The following is an 18,312-nucleotide window of genomic DNA, read 5'->3' on the forward strand; positions in this document are numbered from 1 at the left end:
ACGGCATCACGCCTTCGGCAGCACAAATTCAACACGCCGGTTTTGCGCCCGACCATCGGGATTGTCCTTGCCCTTGATCTCGTTGGGCGCGACAGGTTCGCTTTCGCCACGTCCTTCCGGCTTCATCCGCGCAGATGGGACGCCATTGCCGGCGAGAAATTTGATAACCGCATCGGCGCGGTTTTTCGACAGTTTGTCGTTGTAGCTGTCGGACCCCTTGGAATCCGTATGACCCACAACACGAACGGCGGAATCCGGCATGCTTTCCAATATTCTGGCAATATCGGTCAGCGTTGCCTTGGCTTTGCCAGTCAGTTTGACGCTATCGAAATCGAACAGAATATCGCTCGTCACGGAAAGGACGATGCTGTCATCGGTTTCGTGCATGGTTATACTGCCGCTCTTCTCGATAATCTCCTGTGCCGCACCGGACAGGCCACGCGCCTTGCCATCGGTGCTGCCCGATGCCGAAACCAGATCACGGATTTCGGGCACGAGGTCGCGAATATAAGCGCTGTTGTCGGTGCTTGCAGTCTGCGCTGCCGCAATGGACGGCAGGTAGAGCACGGCAAGCCCTAAAGCAATGCAGCCTTTGATCTGATTGGTCATGGCCAGCCCCTATTCGGCGGGAACTGCGAACGGTCCGAGCGGCTCGACCCCCTTGATATAGAGCGTCACCTTCTGGCCCTTCGGTGGAGCAGGAAAGACGCCGTGCCAGATACCGACGACATGACCCGTGCCGAACAGGGAAACAGACGCCGGAGCAAGCGGCTTGCCTTCGGAGTCTTTCAGCAGAAGATATTTCTTGTCGCCTGCGAGAAGATAATAATCATTCTCGTAGTCCTCGTCCGACAGAGAGAGGTAAAGCGGCGTCGAAACGCTTCCGCCTTCCTTGGCATTGATGAAGCGGACCTTGACGGTCAGCTTGTCGCCATCTGCCACGACACCACTCACTTCCGCGGTGGCCTGACCGCTGCTGTGGTAGCCGGTTGCTAAGGGCTGACTGGCCGTATCCTGAGCATTTGCGACGTGGGGAAGCGCACCGGCCGACAAGAGAACTGTGGCAAGAACCGTACGTGAGAGAAACGCCATGAGTATCGCTTTCATTTGTTGGATAACCTTGAGCATAGCGAAGCCAGATGGAAAATATCTGGCGTTACGTGAAGGCAGTGAAAACAAATAAGCGGAGCAGTTCAGGGGATGTGAATGAAAGACGAACTACTCCAGTTGCGGCGCAGAAACCTAACAGGCAGAAGAAAGAGGTCATGTAAACTTTAAAAACACGCATTAACATTTGCGCGACCGGAAATTCTTCTCATCTGGACAGGACAATCGAGATCGTGATCGCAGCAAATGTTTAAAATGGCACTTTCGGGTTGAGCTTGGCTTCCGCGGCTGCTATTCGCCCGCTCTCCGTTTCCTCCAAAAAAGGTGCAGTGATGACGAAGGCTGATGAGAGCCGTTTCGACGGCGTGACGTTGGGCATCGATTTTGGCACGACCAACACGGTTCTTTCCGTTGCCGCACAGGATGGTACGACGGCGGTTCTGAGCGTACCAAAGGATGGGATCGACATTACCGGTTACCGTTCGGTTCTGTGTTTCTGGCAGGATCGCGAAACGGGCGAGCGCACGGTTGAAAGCGGGCCATGGGCGATGGATGTTTTCGTCAACGCGCCGCACTCCACGCGCATGCTGCAATCCTTCAAGACATTCGCGGCATCGAAATCCTTCACCGACACGCCGGTTTTCGGCAAGCGCTTCAAGTTCGAGGACATTCTGACGACTTTTCTCGAAACGGTCGCAGCAAGGCTGGGCGACCGTCTGCCGCCAAAGGGCAACCGTGTGGTCATCGGCAGGCCTGTGATCTTTGCGGGCGCCTCGCCGGACGAGGCGCTGGCCATGCAGCGCTATGAAAAGGCGTTCCGGGCGTTCGGCTTCACCGACATTCATTATGTCTACGAGCCTGTAGCCGCAGCTTACTTTTATGCGCAGGAACTGAAAGCCGCATCCACCGTTCTGGTGGCCGATTTCGGCGGCGGTACGAGCGACTTTTCCATCGTGCGGTTTGAAGTGGGCAAGCAGGGCCTGAGCTTCACGCCGCTCAGCCAGACAGGTGTCGGCATTGCAGGCGATACGTTCGATTATCGCATCATCGACAATGCCGTGTCGCCGCTTTTGGGCAAGGGTACTGAATATCAGTCCTTCGGCAAAAGGCTGACTGTGCCGAACCATTATTATGCGAACTTTGCGCGCTGGAACACGCTGTTCCTGATGAACTCTCCGGCGACTATCCGCGATCTGGATGAACTGGCGCGGCAAGCGGTCGACCCGAAGCCGCTCGAACATTTCATCAACCTGATCGAGAACGATTACGGCTATGAAATCTATCGCGCCGTTTCGGACCTCAAGGTGCGCCTTTCCTCGCAGCGCATGTCGGAACTGCACTTCAAGGCCGACGATTTTGAAATCCGCTCCGACATCACGCGCAACGATTTTGAAAACTGGATCGCCGACGATGTGCGACAGATTGAGCAATCGGTGCAGCAGGCCGTGGAGAAAGCGGAACTGGAAACGTCGTCCATCGACCGCGTTTTCCTGACCGGCGGCACGTCTTTCGTGCCGGTCATCCGCACCGTGTTTGAAAGCCGCTTCCCCGATGCCGTGGTGACGAGCTCCAACCAGTTCGATTCCATCGCCAACGGCCTCGCATTGATCGGCCAGAGCGCGGATATCGAACGCTGGTCAGTAGAATTGTAAGCATTGCCTGAGTAGGTTTCCGTTCAAAGAACTGGAGATCATCATGTCAGACAACAGCGTCGAAGCCTTCTCTGAACGCCTGCGGCAAAGCACCGAACCATTCTGGTCGCAGGCCGTAGGCCATCGCCTTGTTGGCGAAATCTATGCAGGCACAGTCGCAACCGAGGTCATGACGCGCTATCTGGTGCAGGACCATCGCTTTATCGACAGTTTTCTGTCGCTTCTGGGCGGCACGCTCGTCAATTGCGACAGGATGGAAGCCAAGCTGACATTGGGCCGTTTCGTCGGCATGATCAGCAGCGACGAGAATTCCTATTTCGAACGGGCTTTCGCAAAACTCGAAGTCACTGACGCCGAGCGTTTTGACACACCCGATGCGTCTCCTACCGCCGCATTCAAGCAACTGATGCTGGAGGCTGCGCGATCCGGTTCCTATGCGGCGTGTCTGTCGGTCTTGACGGTGGCTGAATGGCTTTATCTCGACTGGGCTGAAAAAGCGCCAAAGCCTCTGCCCGACGATTTCATTTTTTCTGAATGGATCGTGCTGCACGACAATCCATACTTCGTGGAGTTCGTGGGCTTCCTGCGTTCGGAGCTCGACCGGGTCGGACCCTTGGCGGCAGAACACTGCCGACAGTTCTTCCGGCGGGCGGTCGAGCTGGAAAATGCGTTCTTCGATTCCGCTTATGAAGGACGGAACTGATTAGAGCGGATTAGTCGCTGGCGGCGGGGAAGGGGCAGTTGCTGTCGCCTTCCTCGCATTTGAGGTACTTCTTCAGATCGTTGACACGTTCCGTCGTCAGGTCGGACAGGCAGATCGAATAGGCCATGCCGGAAATGCTGCCGCCGCCATATGTCTGCATGCCGCATTCGGCATCGCGAAAGGCGATCCATGTCCGTTGCGACTGGACCAGCTTTTTCTTCAAGTCCGCATCGTCGGCACGGCGCTGGAGGGTCTTGAAGATCTTGTTCAGCTCGGCATCCGATTTCTTGTAGGCTTTACCATAACATTCATTGAGCGCGGCCTGCGAGCTGGCGTTCTGGCAGTCATCGGCCTGCGCCGTGGAAATGACCCCAAGAGAACCGAAAACCAAGCCGATAATTCCGACCTTCAACCCCCGCATAAAATCCCTCCCGAAGTTTTGAAGAACAATATCATTATCGCAAATAGAACGGCTGTCATTAAAGAAAAGAGGGGGCCTAATCTTCAAAGCGGCTCGATCCGTCGCGGTCGCGTTCATAGCCGCGTATGTCCCGGAAAGGCGGCAGCCAGGTTTCGCGGCGGATGGTCCAGAGCTCATAGGTCGGCCTGAACTGATCCGGTGCATCGAGGGAACCGAGATTGACTTCGATTTCATCGCCGCTGCGCCCGAAAACCGGCGATCCGCAACGCGGACAAAAATGGCGTCCCGCATAGTCGCGGGTTTCTCCTTCGACCGTAACCGCTGCTTCGGGAAATATCGCGGACGCGTGAAACAGCGCGCCATGGTGCTTGCGACAGTCGAGGCAATGGCAGATGCCGACCCGGTATGGTCGTCCCGCCGCTTCAAAGCGTACATTGCCGCACAGGCAGCCGCCCGTGACCTTATCCATGATGCACCTCCTCACCACAGCAATCCGGTTTTCGCAAAGCTGAAACTGCTTAAACCCCGCATTAACCATATTCGTTCATGGTTAACGCGCTGCTGATAATGACTGTATTAGCCAGAGCTGCAAGCGTGTCCTCAACCCATCGGACAAGGTTAATACTCCGTTATCACCGCATCAGTTTAGTCAGTGTGAGTGGAGTGTGCGGTGCGTCTTGTATCTTTACGAGCGCTGTTTGGTCGAAGGAAGGCCGTTGCCGAGCCGGTGTGGCATTACCCTGTCACGGGCTATTGCCCGGAGGAGGGGCGCTATTACGCCGTCCGTGCAAAGCCCCGCCAGACAGTTCATAAGCCGCACCGTGTGGTGCCGCTGGTTCTTGCGGCCATAACCTATCTCTTCAATTCCAATGCGATTGCCTTACAGGACATGGCGAGCCTCGTGCCGTCGGCAGACATGGGAACGCATCGCTGGACAGCCTTTGTCGCCAAGGCGCCGGTCGGCTCCGTCCATCAGGCCGAAATGCCGTTCGTCGATGCAACGACCGTGACCGGCAGCATCGCCACCAACGGCATCGAAGTGCCGGGGATAGGCCGCGTTGCGCTCTCCGGTGGACGCAAGACGGCAAAGCTCGGCCCGGACGATCCCAACCCGGACGAAAACCGCATCCACCGCGCCGACAAGACGGGCCGTCTTGTTTCGGTGAAGCCGAAGGCGCCAGCCAAGGCCTTCACCGCCGGCAGCATGTTTGAAAAGATCAGCATGATCACGCGTCCGCCGGAAAAGACGGACGCGAAAATGGCCTTCTCCAGCAAGCTGGAGGGCAAGGAAGTCGCCATCACCATGGCGTTCCACGCGGTCCAGCCGCCGAAGCCGCGCGCCGAGATGCCAACCCAGCTTGCCAAGCTCATTACCAATGACCAGCCGGATGTGTTGGCCCTTGGTTATGCGCCTGCGTCGCCGGACTATGGCAAGACATCGCCTTTCGAAAGCATCTTGAAGCCGCAGCCGGATGAAGGCCGCTTCGTGCCGCCGATCAGCGAGCAGGATCACGAATGGGCCGCAACGCCGCTGCCGCCCGCCGCATTCAGCAAGAGCGAACAGAAGTGCCTCGCCGAAGCTGTCTATTATGAAGCGCGCGGCGAAACGGTAAAGGGGCAGGTCGCCGTCGCCCAGGTCGTCCTCAACCGCGTGCGCAATCCCGCCTATCCGGGAACGATCTGCGGCGTGGTCTACCAGAACCGCGACTGGCTCAATGCCTGCCAGTTTTCCTTTGCCTGCGACGGCCAGAAGCACCGCGTGACCGAAATGCCGCAATGGCGCATGGCGCAGCAGGTGGCAAAGACGGTCTCCGCCGGTCAGATATGGCTGCCGGAAGTCGGTTCCGCCACCCATTACCACGCGACCTATGTCCGCCCGTTCTGGGCGCCGACCATGAAGAAGGTCACCAAGATCGGTCTCCATGTCTTCTACCGGACCTATGGCGGCGGATGGAGTTGAGCATCCTCTCCGCGCCACGGACGGATCGACGCGTTTCAAGTCACGTTTTTGTTAGCGGACTAAAGGGTCGAACAGGCGCATAAGACCGGCCTTCGTCCTGCACCGAATACGGCGCGGCTGTCTAAAATCGATTCCGTTTTTTTAGCCAATAATGTGGCCAATCTGGTCCTTTGGTCGGAAAATGAGTCGCACCAGCGGCTAACAATTTGAAATTGCTCGATAAAAAACCTTTTGGAGCAATGCCTGCAGCGCCTTGACTAGCGAGCGGCGTGTCAATATGTTGCGCGCAACTTGGAAATGGGATTGAAATCCTCGTATTTCTTGAAAAAGGGAGCTGCCAATGGCGCGCGGGACTGAACCCGGAAAGCCATCCGGTGCGATCAAGAATGCGAAGAATGAACCCGGTTCCGGGGAGCTGGATCAGCGCTTGAACCGCCTGGAGGCCGAGCTGGCCAAAAAGGGTATGTTCAAGCAACCGGCTTCCGAGGAGGAGCGATCGGCGACGGCAAGCTCGGTCGCGCAGGCCATGAAGATTTCCAGCGAGTTCATCGCAGGGGTTGTGGTCGGTGCGCTGATTGGCTGGTTCATCGATCGCGCCGCCGGTACGTCGCCCTGGGGATTGATCGTATTTCTCCTTCTGGGCTTCGGTGCGGGCGTCCTCAACGTGCTTCGTTCCGCTGGATATGTTGCCGAACAGGGCGGCATCAAGTCTAGCGCGGAAAAGAACGACAAGAAATAGGGCTTGGCGGGCTTCACGGTAAAGTTCGTTCAAGTGTAAGTGAACAAGTGGGCCTTGTGCCCGAGACTGAAACGCCTTGGGCAAGCAAACTTGTCTTAGGGCAGGCCAAATTGCCTTCGGGCAGGGAAGACAGACGAGGTTAAGGTGGCGAACGATCCGATCCATCAGTTCCAGGTTTCCCGGTGGATTCCCATCGACGTAGGCGGTGTGGACCTTTCGTTCACGAATGTTTCGGCCTTCATGGTCGCAACCGTCGTGGTCGCTTCGGGCTTCCTTTATCTGACGTCCTCGGGTCGCGGCCTGATCCCGACCCGTCTTCAGTCGGTGTCGGAAATGGCCTACGAATTCGTGGCCACCAGCCTGCGGGATTCGGCAGGGTCGAAGGGCATGAAGTTCTTCCCCTTCGTTTTCTCGCTGTTCATGTTCGTTTTGGTCGCAAATTTCCTTGGCCTCTTCCCGTATTTCTATACGGTTACGAGCCAGATCATCGTGACCTTCGCGCTTGCCGTTCTGGTTATCGGCACGGTCATCATCTACGGTTTCTTCAAGCACGGTTTCGGCTTCCTCAAGCTGTTCGTGCCGAGCGGCGTTCCCGGCATCATCGTGCCGCTGGTTGTCGCCATTGAAATCATTTCGTTCCTGTCGCGTCCGATCAGCCTCTCGGTTCGTCTCTTTGCGAACATGCTTGCCGGTCACATCACGCTCAAGGTTTTTGCGGGCTTCGTCGTCTCGCTGGCAGCCCTCGGCCCGATCGGCATCGGCGGCGCTGTCCTGCCACTGATCATGACGGTCGCGATCACCGCACTCGAATTCCTCGTAGCCTTCTTGCAGGCCTACGTGTTTACCGTTCTCACCTGCATGTACATCAACGACGCTGTACATCCGGGACACTGAGTTCAAGCCGGCGGGCGACCGCCAGAACTGAAATCCGCGCTTATATTCAATCCAGAAGGAGCTTAACATGGAAGCGGAAGCAGCAAAGTACATCGGCGCCGGTCTCGCCTGTTTCGGTATGGCCGGTACGGCTCTCGGCCTCGGCAATATCTTCGGCAACTACCTCTCCGGCGCTCTGCGCAACCCGTCCGCTGCTGACAGCCAGTTCGGCCGTCTGGTGTTCGGTTTCGCCGTTACGGAAGCTCTGGGCATCTTCTCGCTGCTCATCGCGCTTCTGCTCCTCTTCGCCGTCTAATCAACGGTCGCAAGAAACGGGCTGGCCGCGAAGCAGCTTTTGGAACATGGCCTTTAAGGCCGTGTTCCGTCGGAAGATGCAGACGCGGCTGGCCTTTGCATATGTCGTCTGAGTAAGGCATGGTCTCTCTCCATCGGGAACGGATCGTGCTGGATTAAAGGGGAAATCTGGATGTTCGTGTCCACGGCGTTTGCCCAAACCGCCACCGAATCGCAACCGGCACCTGCTGCTGGCGAGCACGGCGCAGCCGATGCTGTGCACACCGAAACCGGGGTCGCTCACGATGCCGGACACGGCAGCGGCGTATTCCCGCCGTTTGATTCCACCCATTACGCTTCGCAGCTCCTGTGGCTGGCGATCACCTTCGGGCTTTTCTATCTGTTCATGTCGCGCGTGGTTCTGCCGCGCATCGGCGGCGTGATCGAAACCCGTCGCGACCGCATCGCTCAGGATCTCGAGCAGGCCGCCCGCCTCAAGCAGGATGCCGACAACGCTATTGCTGCCTATGAGCAGGAACTGGCCCAGGCCCGCACCAAGGCTGCTTCGATTGCAGAAGCCGCCCGCGAAAAGGGCAAGGGCGAAGCCGACGCAGAGCGCGCTTCCGCTGAAGCAGCGCTTGAAGGCAAGCTCAAGGAAGCCGAAGAACGTATCGCCGCGATCAAGGCCAAGGCCATGAGCGACGTCGGCAACATTGCCGAGGAAACCACGGCAGAGATCGTCGAACAGCTTCTGGGCACCAAGGCCGACAAGGCTTCGGTAACAGCAGCCGTCAAGGCTTCGAACGCCTGAGGAGAGGACAATGGACGCTACATTCTGGGCACTGGTTGGCCTCATTATCTTCTTGGCAATCCTGGCTTACCTGAAGGTTCCGGGCATGGTCGGTCGTTCGCTCGACGAGCGCGCTGATCGTATCAAGAACGAGCTGGAAGAAGCCCGCACGCTTCGCGAAGAAGCTCAGCAGCTGCTGGCCGAATATCATCGCAAGCGCAAGGAAGCCGAAAAGGAAGCAAGCGACATCGTTGCTTCCGCCGAGCGTGAAGCCAAGGCGCTTCTCGAAGATGCCAAGCGCGCGACGGAAGAGTATGTTGTACGCCGCAACAAGCTTGCCGAGCAGAAGATCGCAACGGCTGAAGTCGATGCCATCAACGCGGTTCGCGCTTCGGCAGTCGACCTCGCAGTCGCCGCAGCCGGCAAGGTCGTTGCCGAAAAGGTCGATGCGAAGGTGGCAGGCAATCTGTTCAAGGATGCCCTGTCTCAGGTCAAGACGAACCTGAACTGATCCTGGAGCATTTCCAGCAAAAGTGTGAAACGGTTTTGCGTTCGGAAATGCTGCAAAAACAAAGTTTTCAAAAAACGCCGCCTCGAATGGGCGGCGTTTTTGTTTTTGGCTTCATAGCAACTGATTTCAGTGCCGCGCTGCGTGGAAGCTGGTTTCTATTCTGCCAGCGCTCGCAACAGTGGCCGATATGCCTCCAAGGCAAGATCATCCAAAGCATGGGCTTGCTGTAGCGTGAACCATCGCAGTTCCGTGTGTTCCCGGTCGCGGATGGCAGGCTGTCCGTCCCATGCGGTGACGGTATAGAGATGAAATGACGCTGCGGGATTTTCCACCTCTATGCTGGCGAGGAACGAAAACGAGCGAAGCGTCAGCCCAAGTTCCTCCCGGATTTCTCGCTGGAGCGCGCTTTCAAAGCTCTCGCCTGCCTCGACATGCCCGCCCGGAAAACTCCACCGGTTCGGATAGGCCCGACGATCCGGGCTGCGGCGGCCCAGAAGAATACCCTGAGAGCCGAGGAGAACCGCATTGACGATGTCTGGCATGACGGGCTCCGATGGTTTGAAGTGCAGTCAGTTTTCGCTTTCGGTCAGATGCGCAAGCGGCAGTTCCCCTTGCGATTTGACTGTCTGGATAGCGAAGTTGCTGCGAATGTCGATCACACCGGGAAGGCGCAGCAGCGTGCCGGATAAGAACCGTTCATAGGCGGCAAGGTCGGCCACTACGACCTGCAGCAGAAAATCGGATTCCCCGGATACGAGGTGACAGGAAAACACCTCCGGCAGATTTTGCACGGAAGTGCGGAACGCGGTTGCCGTTTCCTCGTGATGGCGCTCCACCCTTATGCCGACGAAGACGGTCAGCCCCAGCCCGACCGCATTGCGATCCAGGGCCGCGTGATAGCCTTGAATGACCCCCGCCTTTTCGAGCATCTTGACGCGCCGCAGGCAGGGAGAGGGCGAAAGGCCGATCTTCTCCGCCAGCTGGACATTGGAAAGCCGGGCGTCTTCCTGAAGTGCCGACAGGATTCTGCGGTCGATAGCGTCTAACTTAAGTTTTGGCATGATCTGATAATCTAAGTGAAATTATTGGCCGATTATATCACAAATGCAGGGCCACGCGCCACAAATCGCAAGGACATGCGCCGTCGTCACCGGATAATCTTGGACCTGTAACTGCTTCGCGACCGGCACCGTTTTGAGGAATGTTCGCGCCGCGGTCAGCTTGGCAAGAATTTTACGGGCGATAGCGATGAGCGAGATGTGGTTATACGCGGGCGCACTGGCCGCAGCATTTCTTATTCCGGGGCCGGACATGCTTCTGCTGCTGCAGACCGGCGCCGCGCAGGGCAGGGCGCACGCGCTGGCCGCTGCCGCTGGCCTCGCCATCGCGCGCACGTGCCATGTGGCTCTCGCCGCAATTGGTCTGGCAGCGCTTCTGCATGCCTTTCCTGTCGCGTTTCATTGCGTGCGGATCGTAAGCGCCGGTTATCTGGTCTGGCTTGCGATTGGGATCCTGCGCCACCCTTTGCCGACAGTCGATGCAGTTGGCGGCGTGCGTGAACGGCGATCCTATCTGGCTTCGGCCCGCAAGGGTCTCCTCACCAATCTGCTCAACCCGAAAGCGCTGCTTTTCTGCTCCGTCCTGCTGCCGCAATTCGTCCATCCCGGAAATGGCAGCATCGCGCTGCAATTCGCGGTTCTGGGCGGCATCCTGACGACGGTCGGCTTGTTGTTCGATACGCTCTATGCCTTTACAGGCTCGTCGCTCGGAACCCTGTTCAAGCGTTATCCGGCCATACAGTCCGTCCAGCGCTGGGGTTTTGCAGCGCTGCTGTTCGGCTTTGCTGCCAAGCTGGCGACGGTTTAAACGCCGAAGCGATCTTTGATGGGGGCGAAGGTGTAGCGGTGGATGCCGGGCACGGGCCCCGCCGTCTCTATGGCAGCGCGGTGCCTTTCCGTCGCATAGCCCGCATGAATTTCCAACCCGTAGGGTGGATGCGCCGCACCGGCCCGGATCATCATGCGGTCTCGCGTCACCTTGGCGACGATGGAAGCCGCAGCGATCGAAATGGAGCGCTGATCCCCTTTGACCAGAGCTGAACCCGGGCAAAGCAACCCCGGCGGAACATCGCGGCCATCGATCAGCGCGTGACATGGACGCAGGGTCAGCCCGATGGATGCGCGCCGCATGGCTTCAAGCGCCGCCTTCCTGATATCGCTTCCGTCGATGCTGCGGGCGCTGAGGCTTGCAACCGAAACGGTGATGGCTTTTGCGAGAATGATCTCGTAGAGCACCTCGCGTTTCGCAGCCGTGAGGCGTTTGGAATCGTCGAGCCCGTCCGGGAGATTGTCGGCATCCAGAACGACGGCGGCGGCAACCACCGGACCGGCCAATGGCCCGCGTCCCGCCTCGTCTATGCCGACGATATGCTTCAATCCACGCGAAAGCAGCCTTTTCTCCTGAGAGAAATCAGGCGCGAGCGGGATCTCGAAAAGGAGCGGAGAATCAGAAGCCGAGCGTTTCATTTGGCGGCAATGCTCGCATTGCTTCCGATTCTCCGCAAGGGCCCTGCTCGAGGATGGTGGCGTGAAAGCAGGCAGCCCCTCCGTCTGTAGGACAATCAGACGGAAATTGAACAGACAACTGACAGGTCATGCAGTTTGAAAAGCGGCGCGGGCCAAAGGTAAGCTTCACCTTGGTCCTCTCTAGAACAACGAAAGCTGCTTGCCTCCCTTTTCGACCGGTTCGAACAGATCGGTGCGCAACTGAAGACGGCGTGCATTGAAGCCGAGCTTGCGCGCGGTGATTTCAAAACGGCGGCCGATCTGCCATGCATAGGGGCCGGTGCCACGCATGCGCTTGCCCCATTCGGCGTCATAATCCTTCCCGTCGCGCATGGAACGCACCAGCGACATGACATGCCGATAGCGATCCGGATAATTGCGCAGCAGCCAGTCCTTGAACAAGGGCGCGACTTCCAGCGGCAGGCGCAGCAGGACATAACCCGCCTCGCGCGCGCCTTGCGCATAGGCGGCATCCAGAATGCGTTCGATCTCATGATCGTTGATGCCGGGGATGACCGGCCCCATCATGACCGAGGCGGGAATGCCCGCATCGGCCAGTTTGCGGATGGCCTGCAGCCGCAGCGTCGGCGTGGAGGCGCGCGGTTCCATCGTGCGGGACAGATGGGCATCGAGCGTCGTGACCGACAGGGCGACCTTGGCCAGCCCCTTCTCGGCCATGCGGCTCAAAATATCGATGTCACGCACGACCAAAGCCGATTTCGTCACGATGCCGACCGGATGATTGGCCGCTTCCAGCACTTCAAGAATTTCGCGCATGATGCGCCACTTCTTTTCGACCGGCTGATAGGGATCGGTATTGGTGCCGATGGCGATGGTCTTCGGCTGATAGCTGGGCTTGGCCAGCTCACGTTCCAGAAGGCGCGGGGCATCCGGCTTGGCAAAGAGCCGGGATTCGAAATCGAGACCGGCAGAGAGCCCCATGTAGCTATGCGTGGGCCGGGCAAAGCAATAGATGCAGCCATGCTCGCAACCGCGATAGGGATTGATCGAACGGTCGAAGCTGATGTCGGGGGAATCATTGCGGGTGATGATCGTCCGCGGCTTCTCGATCTGCACATCGGTCTTGAACGGCGGCAGTTCTTCCAGCGTGGTCCAGCCATCGTCGAAATCCTGGCGCGTCGTCGGCTCGAAGCGCCCGGTCGGATTGATACCCGCTCCGCGTCCACGCCGCCGGGCGTGATCGATGCGCAATCCGGCCTCGCCAATCACCGCATTGGCGTGATCCGCCCGCCCGCTACCGAAGGCAGCCCTGTCGGCCTGCTTGATGATGTCTGCCTGGTGGATCACTTCCATCGTCGTCTCCCTGCATGGAAACATCTGGCCACTCACAGCCACGGCGAAACCTGACCGGGGAACAGTGCCTTTCAAAAGCGGGAACTGTTCTGTGGCGCGTGCCGTGCTGCCATGCGACTCTGTTCTGATGAATCTATTCCTATCGCAAGTTATAGAACAAATCAAGAACATATCCGCGCCGGCTTTCCGCTCACGTGTTATTGATATATGAAGCGCCCATGTTGTCCGTCGTGCTCGAAACCCTGAATTCAGAAAAAGCGCTGGCCCACACGCTTTCGGCTTTGGTGCCAGCGGTGGTGGAGGGTTTGCTGCGACGCGTGTCGGTCATCGACAGGGGCTCGTCGGATGAGACCGCTCTGGTGACGTTGGGTGCGGGCTGCGCGTTCCATGCCGAAAAGGATATCAAGACAGCGCTCGATGAAATCCGCACGCCGTGGGTGCTGCTGTTGAGACCGGGCGCTATCCCGCAAGAGGGTTGGGAGGAAGCTCTGCGCCGACACATGGAACATGGCGGCGCTACCGCGCGCTTTTCATTGCCCGAAGATAGCGGGCTCGGAGCAGTCCGCAACCTCTTCGGTCACAAGGCGACGCTTGATGCCGGGCTTCTGGTTCAGCTCGATGTGGTGAAGCCGCTGCTGCTCGACGGCGTGTCGTTCGATGAGCTTCCGCAGCGTTTGAAGCCTGTCCGGCTCAAGCACGCCATCCTGCCGCCCGCCGAAGGCTGAACAAACAAAAAGGCGAAGCCGAAGCTTCGCCTTTTTTCAACAGACATGCTGTCTGGATTAGTTCTCGTAGCTGGACGGCGAAGCGTCGCCGAAGCGATGAGCCGAACCGTTCTGATAGACCGGAGCCTTGTTGATCGAGGCAGGAGCCGTGTAGTCGAGCTTCTGGCTCTGCGTTGCAACGGGCGTGCGGTCATTTGCATAGAGATCGGCAGGTTCGCCGACATGCGGGTTTTCAGCGAAAGCAGCACCGGCGCTAAGGGCAACGGCAACGGCGGCAAGAGCAAACTTCTTCATTTTCATAATCCTTATCGAGCATTTTGCGGTCAAATGGACACATTCGGCTTCGCACAAATGCAGTGAAACAAACCGCCCCTTCGGATGGCATAGAAGCCTTTCCGGGGCTCCCGGGTGGCAACCATGCCATCCATCGGGGAGATAACTGGGCGAAGCTGGATGATTGGGAGGAATTTCCAGCTCCGGAATTCACCGGGCGTCATCGGCTGGGAGGCCACTGACGACGCCCTGCGTCAAGTCTTCGGAAAAGACTTAGTTCTGGTAGCTCGAAGGCGATGCGTCACCGAAGCGATGAGCCGAACCGTCCTGGAAAGAGGACTGGCCGATCGAGGCGGGAGCGGTGTAGTCGACCTTCTGGGAAGCGACCGGGGTGCGGTCGTTTGCGTAAAGATCGGCAGGTTCGCCAACGCGCGGGTTTTCAGCAAAGGCAGCTCCGGCGCTAAGAGCGAGGGCAGCGGCAGCAAGAACAATCTTTTTCATTTTCCTATCTCCTTGGAAACTGGAGCGGCGTTTTGTTCGTCGTTCCGATGCACCTGAAATGGGTGACAGTGAGCAAAAGTTCCAGTCACGAAAATGTTTTCTTGATCACACATTCGTGCAGCCAATTTTACAAGACGTAAATAATAATTTTAGAATAATATAATAAATTCAGTGTGTTGAACTGTATCTCAGTCTTCACAAAACTGTTGTAGAAGGGTTTTTGTTCAAAAAGCGCGAACAGTCTGTCCCAATATATTGTCCAATGAGAGTGAACAATAGCGCGGTTTTGCGGAGTTTCGGTGGGGAAGCCGTTCAGAAATTATTTTCAGGAAGGGACACTTTGGGTCGCGATTACGAACCAATCAGGTCTTTCGGCTGAGAAGCGTGTCGCTGCCCGTTCGGTGGCCGCCATATCTTCGTAGATCGCATAGCACGTCGCGCCGGAACCGGACATCTGTGCGTAGAGCGATCCGCTTGCGCGAAGCAGGCCGAGCTTGTCGCCGATCCGTGGTGCAAGTTTCAGCGCCGGGGGCAGGAGGTCGTTGCGGGTTGTCCGCAGATAGGCGCAAAGAGAGGCGATATCTGCATGGGACGCAAGTTGCAGTGCCGGATGGTCGCGCTTTTCAAGTGCGCGAAAGACATCGGGCGTTGCCACAGCGGTTCCATCATTGACGAGCAGCATCGGCAAGGCGGGCAATCCGCTGACCGGCGTCAGCTCTTCACCTATTCCGCGTGCGGCAAGCGGGGTGCCCTTCGCTGCGCCATGGAGGCACATGGGCAGATCGGCGCCAAGACCGAGGCCAATCGCGGCGAGCCGCTCGAAACCCAGGTCGAGCCCCCACAACGCATCAAGCGCGAGCAAGGTTGCAGCGGCATCGCTCGATCCGCCGCCTATGCCGGAAGCAATCGGAAGGTTCTTTTCCAGATGAATTGCGACAGGCGGCAAAGACCGCTGCGTTTCCTCGCGCAGCGCTTCGCGCGCCTTGAGAACCAGATTGCCGCCGTCGAGCGGGATGCCGGTTGCGAAGGGGCCGCCAACCGTAAAGCTGTCCACTTCGGCAGGTTCGATACGGATGATGTCGCCATAGCGCGCAAAGACCACCAGCATGTCGAGCAGATGATAGCCATCGTCGCGACGCCCCGTCACATGCAGCGCGAGATTGATCTTGGCGGGAGCCAGACGCGTAACCGCACGCGCAGCCCCGGCATTCACAGGCGTTTTGGCTTTCAGGGAAACAGTCATTTCTGATTACGGACCGGGACATGGGAAAACATGGCGATCACGCCGCTTCATCGGCGGTTGCTCGTGAAGGAAGGTCAATCCTTCTTGACGTAATATTCGCCGGTTTTAGGATCCTGCACCAACGTGCCGTGAGCCCGGTTCTGCGTTTCCTTTTCCGCCTGACGCACACGCTGGGACACGCGCGAGGCCTCGCGCTTGAACGAGCGGTAGCCGTACCAGGCGGCGGCGATGATCAGCAGCAGAAAGATGAGCTGGGGCATGGCCTCAAGTCCTTAGGGTTGCGCATCGGATCGCCGGATCGCGAAGGCCGAAACGCCGGATGTTCCCGGATATTCATGGAAGGGCGGGAACCGGCCCGCCCCGCTTTCTGACACCATATCATGGTGAAACGAAGGAATTCAAAGCATTGGTTGGAAAATCGGCGGTGTTTTTCGCCCGCGCTTTATTTTTCGCGTTATTTTTCAAAGGCCATAACGCGCCCAAAGCGCCTTTTCCTCTGCGACCGAAAGCAGGCCGTCGCCGAGATGGGCGGCAACGGCAGCCGGTTCAAGATTTCCCAACACCCCGTTAAGGGCCATGTCAACGCCGGGCATCTTGCGCCCCAGAAGGCTGCGCTTCTGTTCAACCAGCTTGAGCTTGACCTTGTCGCCATAGGTCTTGCGCAGGAAGCTGCGCATATCGCCGAGCCCGTCAATCAGGCCAAGCTGGTGAGCCCGGATGCCGGTCCAGAACAGCCCCGTGAACAGGTCGTCGTCCTCCGCAAGCTTGGCGCCGCGACGCTCCTTGACCATGTCGATGAAGGTTTCGTGGATTTCGAGCTGCAAGGATTTCAGCCGTTCGATATCGGCTTTCTTCTCCGGCTGGAAGGGATCGAGCGTCACCTTGTTGGAGCCTGCCGTATAGACGCGGCGCTCCACGCCGATCTTCTTCAAAAGTTCAGGGAAACCGAATGAGGCCGATACGACGCCGATAGAGCCGACGATTGATGACGGATCGGCGATGATCTCATCGCCGGCCAGCGCGATCATATAGCCGCCCGAGGCGGCGACATCCTCGACGAAGATGAAAACCTTTTTCTGGTGTTCTGCCGCGAGATCACGGATACGCCGGTAGATCAGGCGGGATTGCACCGGCGAGCCGCCGGGGGAATTGAGCGAAATTGCGACGGCGGGCGCTTCCTTGTCGGCGAACGCCTTTTCAAGAACCGCTGCCGTCGAAGCCAATGAAAGCATCGGACGAAAGGCAGATCCTCCAGACATGATGGCGCCATGCAGTCGCACGACTGGTATCTCGATGGAAACCGGACGGAAGCGGCGCGGAACAAGGCGCGTCAATAAACCGGGCAAGGTAAACTCCTACGAAAAACTCTCAGCGGCAAATGTAGGAAGAAATATCGGAAACACAAAGAAAACCGCCCGGAAATTTGTTTCCGGGCGGCGGTATTTGTTCGTCAGGCGTTTTTCGGCTTTGTGACCAGCCGCAGCAGGATATAGCCGCAAATCGCCGACAGGCCCGAACCGGCCAGCACGCCGATCTTGGTTTCCGCCTGCATGAGTTCGGACGGGAAGGAAAGGAGGCCGATGAAGATGCTCATCGTAAATCCGATGCCGCAGAGGACCGCCACGCCGTAAAGCTGTATCCATGTGGCGCCGAGCGGCTTCTGCGCAAGGCCCGTCTTGATGGCGAGCCAGGCCGCGCCGAAAACGCCGAGCTGCTTGCCCACGAAGAGGCCGAGCATGATGCCAAGCGTGAGGGTGTCCCGCATCACCGAGGCGTCGAGACCGGCAAATGATATGCCCGCATTGGCGAAACCGAAAATCGGCACGATGATGAAAGCGACGGGCCTGGCCAGCGCATGTTCGAGCACATGCAGCGGGGAGGTCATGTCGTCAGGCCTGCCGGGCGCGGGCTTTAGCGGAATCATCAGCGCAGTCACGACGCCGGCAACGGTTGCATGAACGCCGGAATTGAGCACGAAGAACCAGAGCACTGCGCCGCCGATCAGGTAGGGCAGGAGCTTCATCACGCCCATCCGGTTCATGATGAGCAGTACGATAGCGGCGGCGAAAGCGCCGCCGAGATAGGGCATGGAGATTTCGGCGGTGTAGAAAATGGCGATGATCACGACGGCCGCGAGATCGTCAAGAATTGCAAGTGTCGCCAGAAACACCTTGAGGCTCGAGGGAACCCGCGACCCCAGCAGCGACAGCACGCCGAGCGCAAAGGCAATGTCTGTTGCGGATGGCACAGCCCAGCCGCGCACCTTGGCGGGATCGTGCCAATTGAACGCGGTGAAGATGATGGCGGGCAGGATGACGCCGCCAGCCGCGGCAATGCCGGGCAACATGCGGTTTGGCCAGCTGGCCAGTTGTCCGTCGAGAAATTCGCGTTTGATTTCCAGTCCCACGAGCAGGAAAAACACTGCCATCAAGGCGTCATTGATCCAGTGAGAAAGGCTGAGCGGCCCGACATAGAGATGCAGCGCCTCGAAATAGGCGTGCGAAAACGGAGAGTTCGCCACGATCAGCGCGAGCGCTGCCGCCGCCATGAGACTTATGCCGCCAGCGGATTCGCTATCCAGGAAACGCCGCATGATCGATACGGGACGGCTTTTGTTTGGGCTATGGTTCATTGGTTCCCGT

24 protein-coding genes are annotated in these 18,312 nt (G+C 58.2%); 10 read left to right on the forward strand and 14 right to left on the reverse strand.

The features are described from left to right. Positions 1–6: 6 nt before the first annotated feature. Positions 7–609: an OmpA family protein gene (locus tag J9800_RS12515; protein ID WP_114214064.1), complete on the reverse strand. Its 603-nt coding sequence runs from the start codon at positions 607–609 to the stop codon at positions 7–9. A 9-nt stretch (positions 610–618) separates the two neighbouring features. Next, on the reverse strand, positions 619–1,107 hold the full coding sequence (locus J9800_RS12520) for a hypothetical protein (protein ID WP_114214606.1): 489 nt from the start codon (positions 1,105–1,107) through the stop codon (positions 619–621). A 332-nt stretch (positions 1,108–1,439) separates the two neighbouring features. Between J9800_RS12520 and J9800_RS12525 the strand changes: the two genes are divergently transcribed. Further along, a complete protein-coding gene (locus J9800_RS12525; protein ID WP_114214605.1) occupies positions 1,440–2,759 on the forward strand; it encodes an Hsp70 family protein in 1,320 nt (439 codons plus the stop codon). Positions 2,760–2,802: 43 nt separating this feature from the next. Then, positions 2,803–3,462 (forward strand): TenA family protein, encoded by a 660-nt coding sequence (locus tag J9800_RS12530; protein ID WP_114214063.1) that lies wholly within the window; start codon positions 2,803–2,805, stop codon positions 3,460–3,462. Between the two features lie 10 nt (positions 3,463–3,472). Here the strand turns inward: J9800_RS12530 and J9800_RS12535 are convergent, their stop codons facing one another. Next, the gene (locus J9800_RS12535) at positions 3,473–3,883 is read right to left on the reverse strand and encodes a lysozyme inhibitor LprI family protein (protein WP_114214062.1); all 411 of its coding nucleotides are present in this window, start codon (positions 3,881–3,883) and stop codon (positions 3,473–3,475) included. Positions 3,884–3,959: 76 nt separating this feature from the next. Continuing rightward, positions 3,960–4,352 carry a GFA family protein gene (locus tag J9800_RS12540; protein ID WP_112590493.1) on the reverse strand — a complete coding sequence of 131 codons (393 nt, stop codon included), beginning with the start codon at positions 4,350–4,352 and terminating at the stop codon, positions 3,960–3,962. Positions 4,353–4,553: 201 nt separating this feature from the next. Between J9800_RS12540 and J9800_RS12545 the strand changes: the two genes are divergently transcribed. The 6 genes from J9800_RS12545 to J9800_RS12570 all read left to right on the forward strand — a co-directional run bounded on the left by J9800_RS12545 (position 4,554) and on the right by J9800_RS12570 (position 9,050). Next, positions 4,554–5,843, forward strand: a complete 1,290-nt coding sequence (locus J9800_RS12545; protein WP_114214061.1) for a cell wall hydrolase — start codon at positions 4,554–4,556, stop codon at positions 5,841–5,843. A 340-nt stretch (positions 5,844–6,183) separates the two neighbouring features. After that, a complete protein-coding gene (locus J9800_RS12550; protein WP_114214060.1) occupies positions 6,184–6,582 on the forward strand; it encodes an AtpZ/AtpI family protein in 399 nt (132 codons plus the stop codon). Between the two features lie 144 nt (positions 6,583–6,726). Then, on the forward strand, positions 6,727–7,476 hold the full coding sequence (locus tag J9800_RS12555) for a F0F1 ATP synthase subunit A (protein WP_006472926.1): 750 nt from the start codon (positions 6,727–6,729) through the stop codon (positions 7,474–7,476). A gap of 67 nt (positions 7,477–7,543) precedes the next feature. Beyond that, positions 7,544–7,771, forward strand: coding sequence for a F0F1 ATP synthase subunit C (locus tag J9800_RS12560; protein ID WP_006466154.1), 228 nt, complete (start codon positions 7,544–7,546; stop codon positions 7,769–7,771). Positions 7,772–7,942: 171 nt separating this feature from the next. Next, the gene (locus tag J9800_RS12565; RefSeq protein WP_112590489.1) at positions 7,943–8,560 is read left to right on the forward strand and encodes a F0F1 ATP synthase subunit B; all 618 of its coding nucleotides are present in this window, start codon (positions 7,943–7,945) and stop codon (positions 8,558–8,560) included. A gap of 10 nt (positions 8,561–8,570) precedes the next feature. Beyond that, positions 8,571–9,050, forward strand: coding sequence for a F0F1 ATP synthase subunit B (locus J9800_RS12570; protein WP_112590487.1), 480 nt, complete (start codon positions 8,571–8,573; stop codon positions 9,048–9,050). A gap of 155 nt (positions 9,051–9,205) precedes the next feature. On the opposite strand, the gene J9800_RS12575 is transcribed toward J9800_RS12570, so the two are convergent. Both J9800_RS12575 and J9800_RS12580 read right to left on the reverse strand, forming a co-directional pair. Next, a complete protein-coding gene (locus J9800_RS12575; RefSeq protein WP_114214059.1) occupies positions 9,206–9,592 on the reverse strand; it encodes an NUDIX domain-containing protein in 387 nt (128 codons plus the stop codon). Between the two features lie 27 nt (positions 9,593–9,619). Continuing rightward, positions 9,620–10,111 carry an Lrp/AsnC family transcriptional regulator gene (locus J9800_RS12580; protein ID WP_114214058.1) on the reverse strand — a complete coding sequence of 164 codons (492 nt, stop codon included), beginning with the start codon at positions 10,109–10,111 and terminating at the stop codon, positions 9,620–9,622. Positions 10,112–10,298: 187 nt separating this feature from the next. Between J9800_RS12580 and J9800_RS12585 the strand changes: the two genes are divergently transcribed. Further along, a complete protein-coding gene (locus J9800_RS12585; RefSeq protein WP_114214057.1) occupies positions 10,299–10,916 on the forward strand; it encodes a LysE family translocator in 618 nt (205 codons plus the stop codon). Here J9800_RS12585 and rnhB read toward each other — a convergent pair. Continuing rightward, positions 10,913–11,575 carry a ribonuclease HII gene (gene rnhB, locus J9800_RS12590; protein WP_112590478.1) on the reverse strand — a complete coding sequence of 221 codons (663 nt, stop codon included), beginning with the start codon at positions 11,573–11,575 and terminating at the stop codon, positions 10,913–10,915. The genes J9800_RS12585 and rnhB overlap by 4 nt on opposite strands. 180 nt (positions 11,576–11,755) lie before the next feature. Further along, entirely contained in the window at positions 11,756–12,928 is a 1,173-nt protein-coding gene (locus J9800_RS12595; RefSeq protein ID WP_112590477.1) for a PA0069 family radical SAM protein, read from the reverse strand. A 218-nt stretch (positions 12,929–13,146) separates the two neighbouring features. Between J9800_RS12595 and J9800_RS12600 the strand changes: the two genes are divergently transcribed. Next, positions 13,147–13,653 carry a glycosyl transferase gene (locus J9800_RS12600; RefSeq protein WP_112590475.1) on the forward strand — a complete coding sequence of 169 codons (507 nt, stop codon included), beginning with the start codon at positions 13,147–13,149 and terminating at the stop codon, positions 13,651–13,653. 57 nt (positions 13,654–13,710) lie between these two features. On the opposite strand, the gene J9800_RS12605 is transcribed toward J9800_RS12600, so the two are convergent. The 6 genes from J9800_RS12605 to nhaA all read right to left on the reverse strand — a co-directional run bounded on the left by J9800_RS12605 (position 13,711) and on the right by nhaA (position 18,302). Beyond that, positions 13,711–13,947 (reverse strand): hypothetical protein, encoded by a 237-nt coding sequence (locus J9800_RS12605; protein WP_112590590.1) that lies wholly within the window; start codon positions 13,945–13,947, stop codon positions 13,711–13,713. 252 nt (positions 13,948–14,199) lie between these two features. Beyond that, positions 14,200–14,427, reverse strand: coding sequence for a hypothetical protein (locus J9800_RS12610; protein WP_105541146.1), 228 nt, complete (start codon positions 14,425–14,427; stop codon positions 14,200–14,202). A 325-nt stretch (positions 14,428–14,752) separates the two neighbouring features. Next, on the reverse strand, positions 14,753–15,670 hold the full coding sequence (locus J9800_RS12615) for a 4-(cytidine 5'-diphospho)-2-C-methyl-D-erythritol kinase (protein WP_112590474.1): 918 nt from the start codon (positions 15,668–15,670) through the stop codon (positions 14,753–14,755). A gap of 74 nt (positions 15,671–15,744) precedes the next feature. Then, positions 15,745–15,930: a hypothetical protein gene (locus tag J9800_RS12620; protein WP_112590472.1), complete on the reverse strand. Its 186-nt coding sequence runs from the start codon at positions 15,928–15,930 to the stop codon at positions 15,745–15,747. 201 nt (positions 15,931–16,131) lie between these two features. Next, positions 16,132–17,016: a S49 family peptidase gene (locus J9800_RS12625; RefSeq protein WP_112590471.1), complete on the reverse strand. Its 885-nt coding sequence runs from the start codon at positions 17,014–17,016 to the stop codon at positions 16,132–16,134. 104 nt (positions 17,017–17,120) lie between these two features. Beyond that, positions 17,121–18,302, reverse strand: coding sequence for a Na+/H+ antiporter NhaA (gene nhaA / locus J9800_RS12630; RefSeq protein WP_112590469.1), 1,182 nt, complete (start codon positions 18,300–18,302; stop codon positions 17,121–17,123). Between the last annotated feature and the right edge of the window lie 10 nt (positions 18,303–18,312).

This window comes from Ochrobactrum sp. AP1BH01-1, assembly GCF_018066705.1.
Classification (GTDB): domain Bacteria; phylum Pseudomonadota; class Alphaproteobacteria; order Rhizobiales; family Rhizobiaceae; genus Brucella.

Coding starts and splice junctions, on each gene's coding strand:
- J9800_RS12515 (WP_114214064.1), bottom strand. CDS start 609: ATGACCAATCAGATCAAAGGCTGCATTGCTTTAGGGCTTGCCGTGCTC.
- J9800_RS12520 (WP_114214606.1), bottom strand. CDS start 1,107: ATGAAAGCGATACTCATGGCGTTTCTCTCACGTACGGTTCTTGCCACA.
- J9800_RS12525 (WP_114214605.1), top strand. CDS start 1,440: ATGACGAAGGCTGATGAGAGCCGTTTCGACGGCGTGACGTTGGGCATC.
- J9800_RS12530 (WP_114214063.1), top strand. CDS start 2,803: ATGTCAGACAACAGCGTCGAAGCCTTCTCTGAACGCCTGCGGCAAAGC.
- J9800_RS12535 (WP_114214062.1), bottom strand. CDS start 3,883: ATGCGGGGGTTGAAGGTCGGAATTATCGGCTTGGTTTTCGGTTCTCTT.
- J9800_RS12540 (WP_112590493.1), bottom strand. CDS start 4,352: ATGGATAAGGTCACGGGCGGCTGCCTGTGCGGCAATGTACGCTTTGAA.
- J9800_RS12550 (WP_114214060.1), top strand. CDS start 6,184: ATGGCGCGCGGGACTGAACCCGGAAAGCCATCCGGTGCGATCAAGAAT.
- J9800_RS12560 (WP_006466154.1), top strand. CDS start 7,544: ATGGAAGCGGAAGCAGCAAAGTACATCGGCGCCGGTCTCGCCTGTTTC.
- J9800_RS12565 (WP_112590489.1), top strand. CDS start 7,943: ATGTTCGTGTCCACGGCGTTTGCCCAAACCGCCACCGAATCGCAACCG.
- J9800_RS12570 (WP_112590487.1), top strand. CDS start 8,571: ATGGACGCTACATTCTGGGCACTGGTTGGCCTCATTATCTTCTTGGCA.
- J9800_RS12575 (WP_114214059.1), bottom strand. CDS start 9,592: ATGCCAGACATCGTCAATGCGGTTCTCCTCGGCTCTCAGGGTATTCTT.
- J9800_RS12580 (WP_114214058.1), bottom strand. CDS start 10,111: ATGCCAAAACTTAAGTTAGACGCTATCGACCGCAGAATCCTGTCGGCA.
- J9800_RS12585 (WP_114214057.1), top strand. CDS start 10,299: ATGAGCGAGATGTGGTTATACGCGGGCGCACTGGCCGCAGCATTTCTT.
- rnhB (WP_112590478.1), bottom strand. CDS start 11,575: ATGAAACGCTCGGCTTCTGATTCTCCGCTCCTTTTCGAGATCCCGCTC.
- J9800_RS12595 (WP_112590477.1), bottom strand. CDS start 12,928: ATGGAAGTGATCCACCAGGCAGACATCATCAAGCAGGCCGACAGGGCT.
- J9800_RS12600 (WP_112590475.1), top strand. CDS start 13,147: ATGTTGTCCGTCGTGCTCGAAACCCTGAATTCAGAAAAAGCGCTGGCC.
- J9800_RS12605 (WP_112590590.1), bottom strand. CDS start 13,947: ATGAAGAAGTTTGCTCTTGCCGCCGTTGCCGTTGCCCTTAGCGCCGGT.
- J9800_RS12610 (WP_105541146.1), bottom strand. CDS start 14,427: ATGAAAAAGATTGTTCTTGCTGCCGCTGCCCTCGCTCTTAGCGCCGGA.
- J9800_RS12615 (WP_112590474.1), bottom strand. CDS start 15,670: ATGACTGTTTCCCTGAAAGCCAAAACGCCTGTGAATGCCGGGGCTGCG.
- J9800_RS12620 (WP_112590472.1), bottom strand. CDS start 15,930: ATGCCCCAGCTCATCTTTCTGCTGCTGATCATCGCCGCCGCCTGGTAC.
- nhaA (WP_112590469.1), bottom strand. CDS start 18,302: ATGAACCATAGCCCAAACAAAAGCCGTCCCGTATCGATCATGCGGCGT.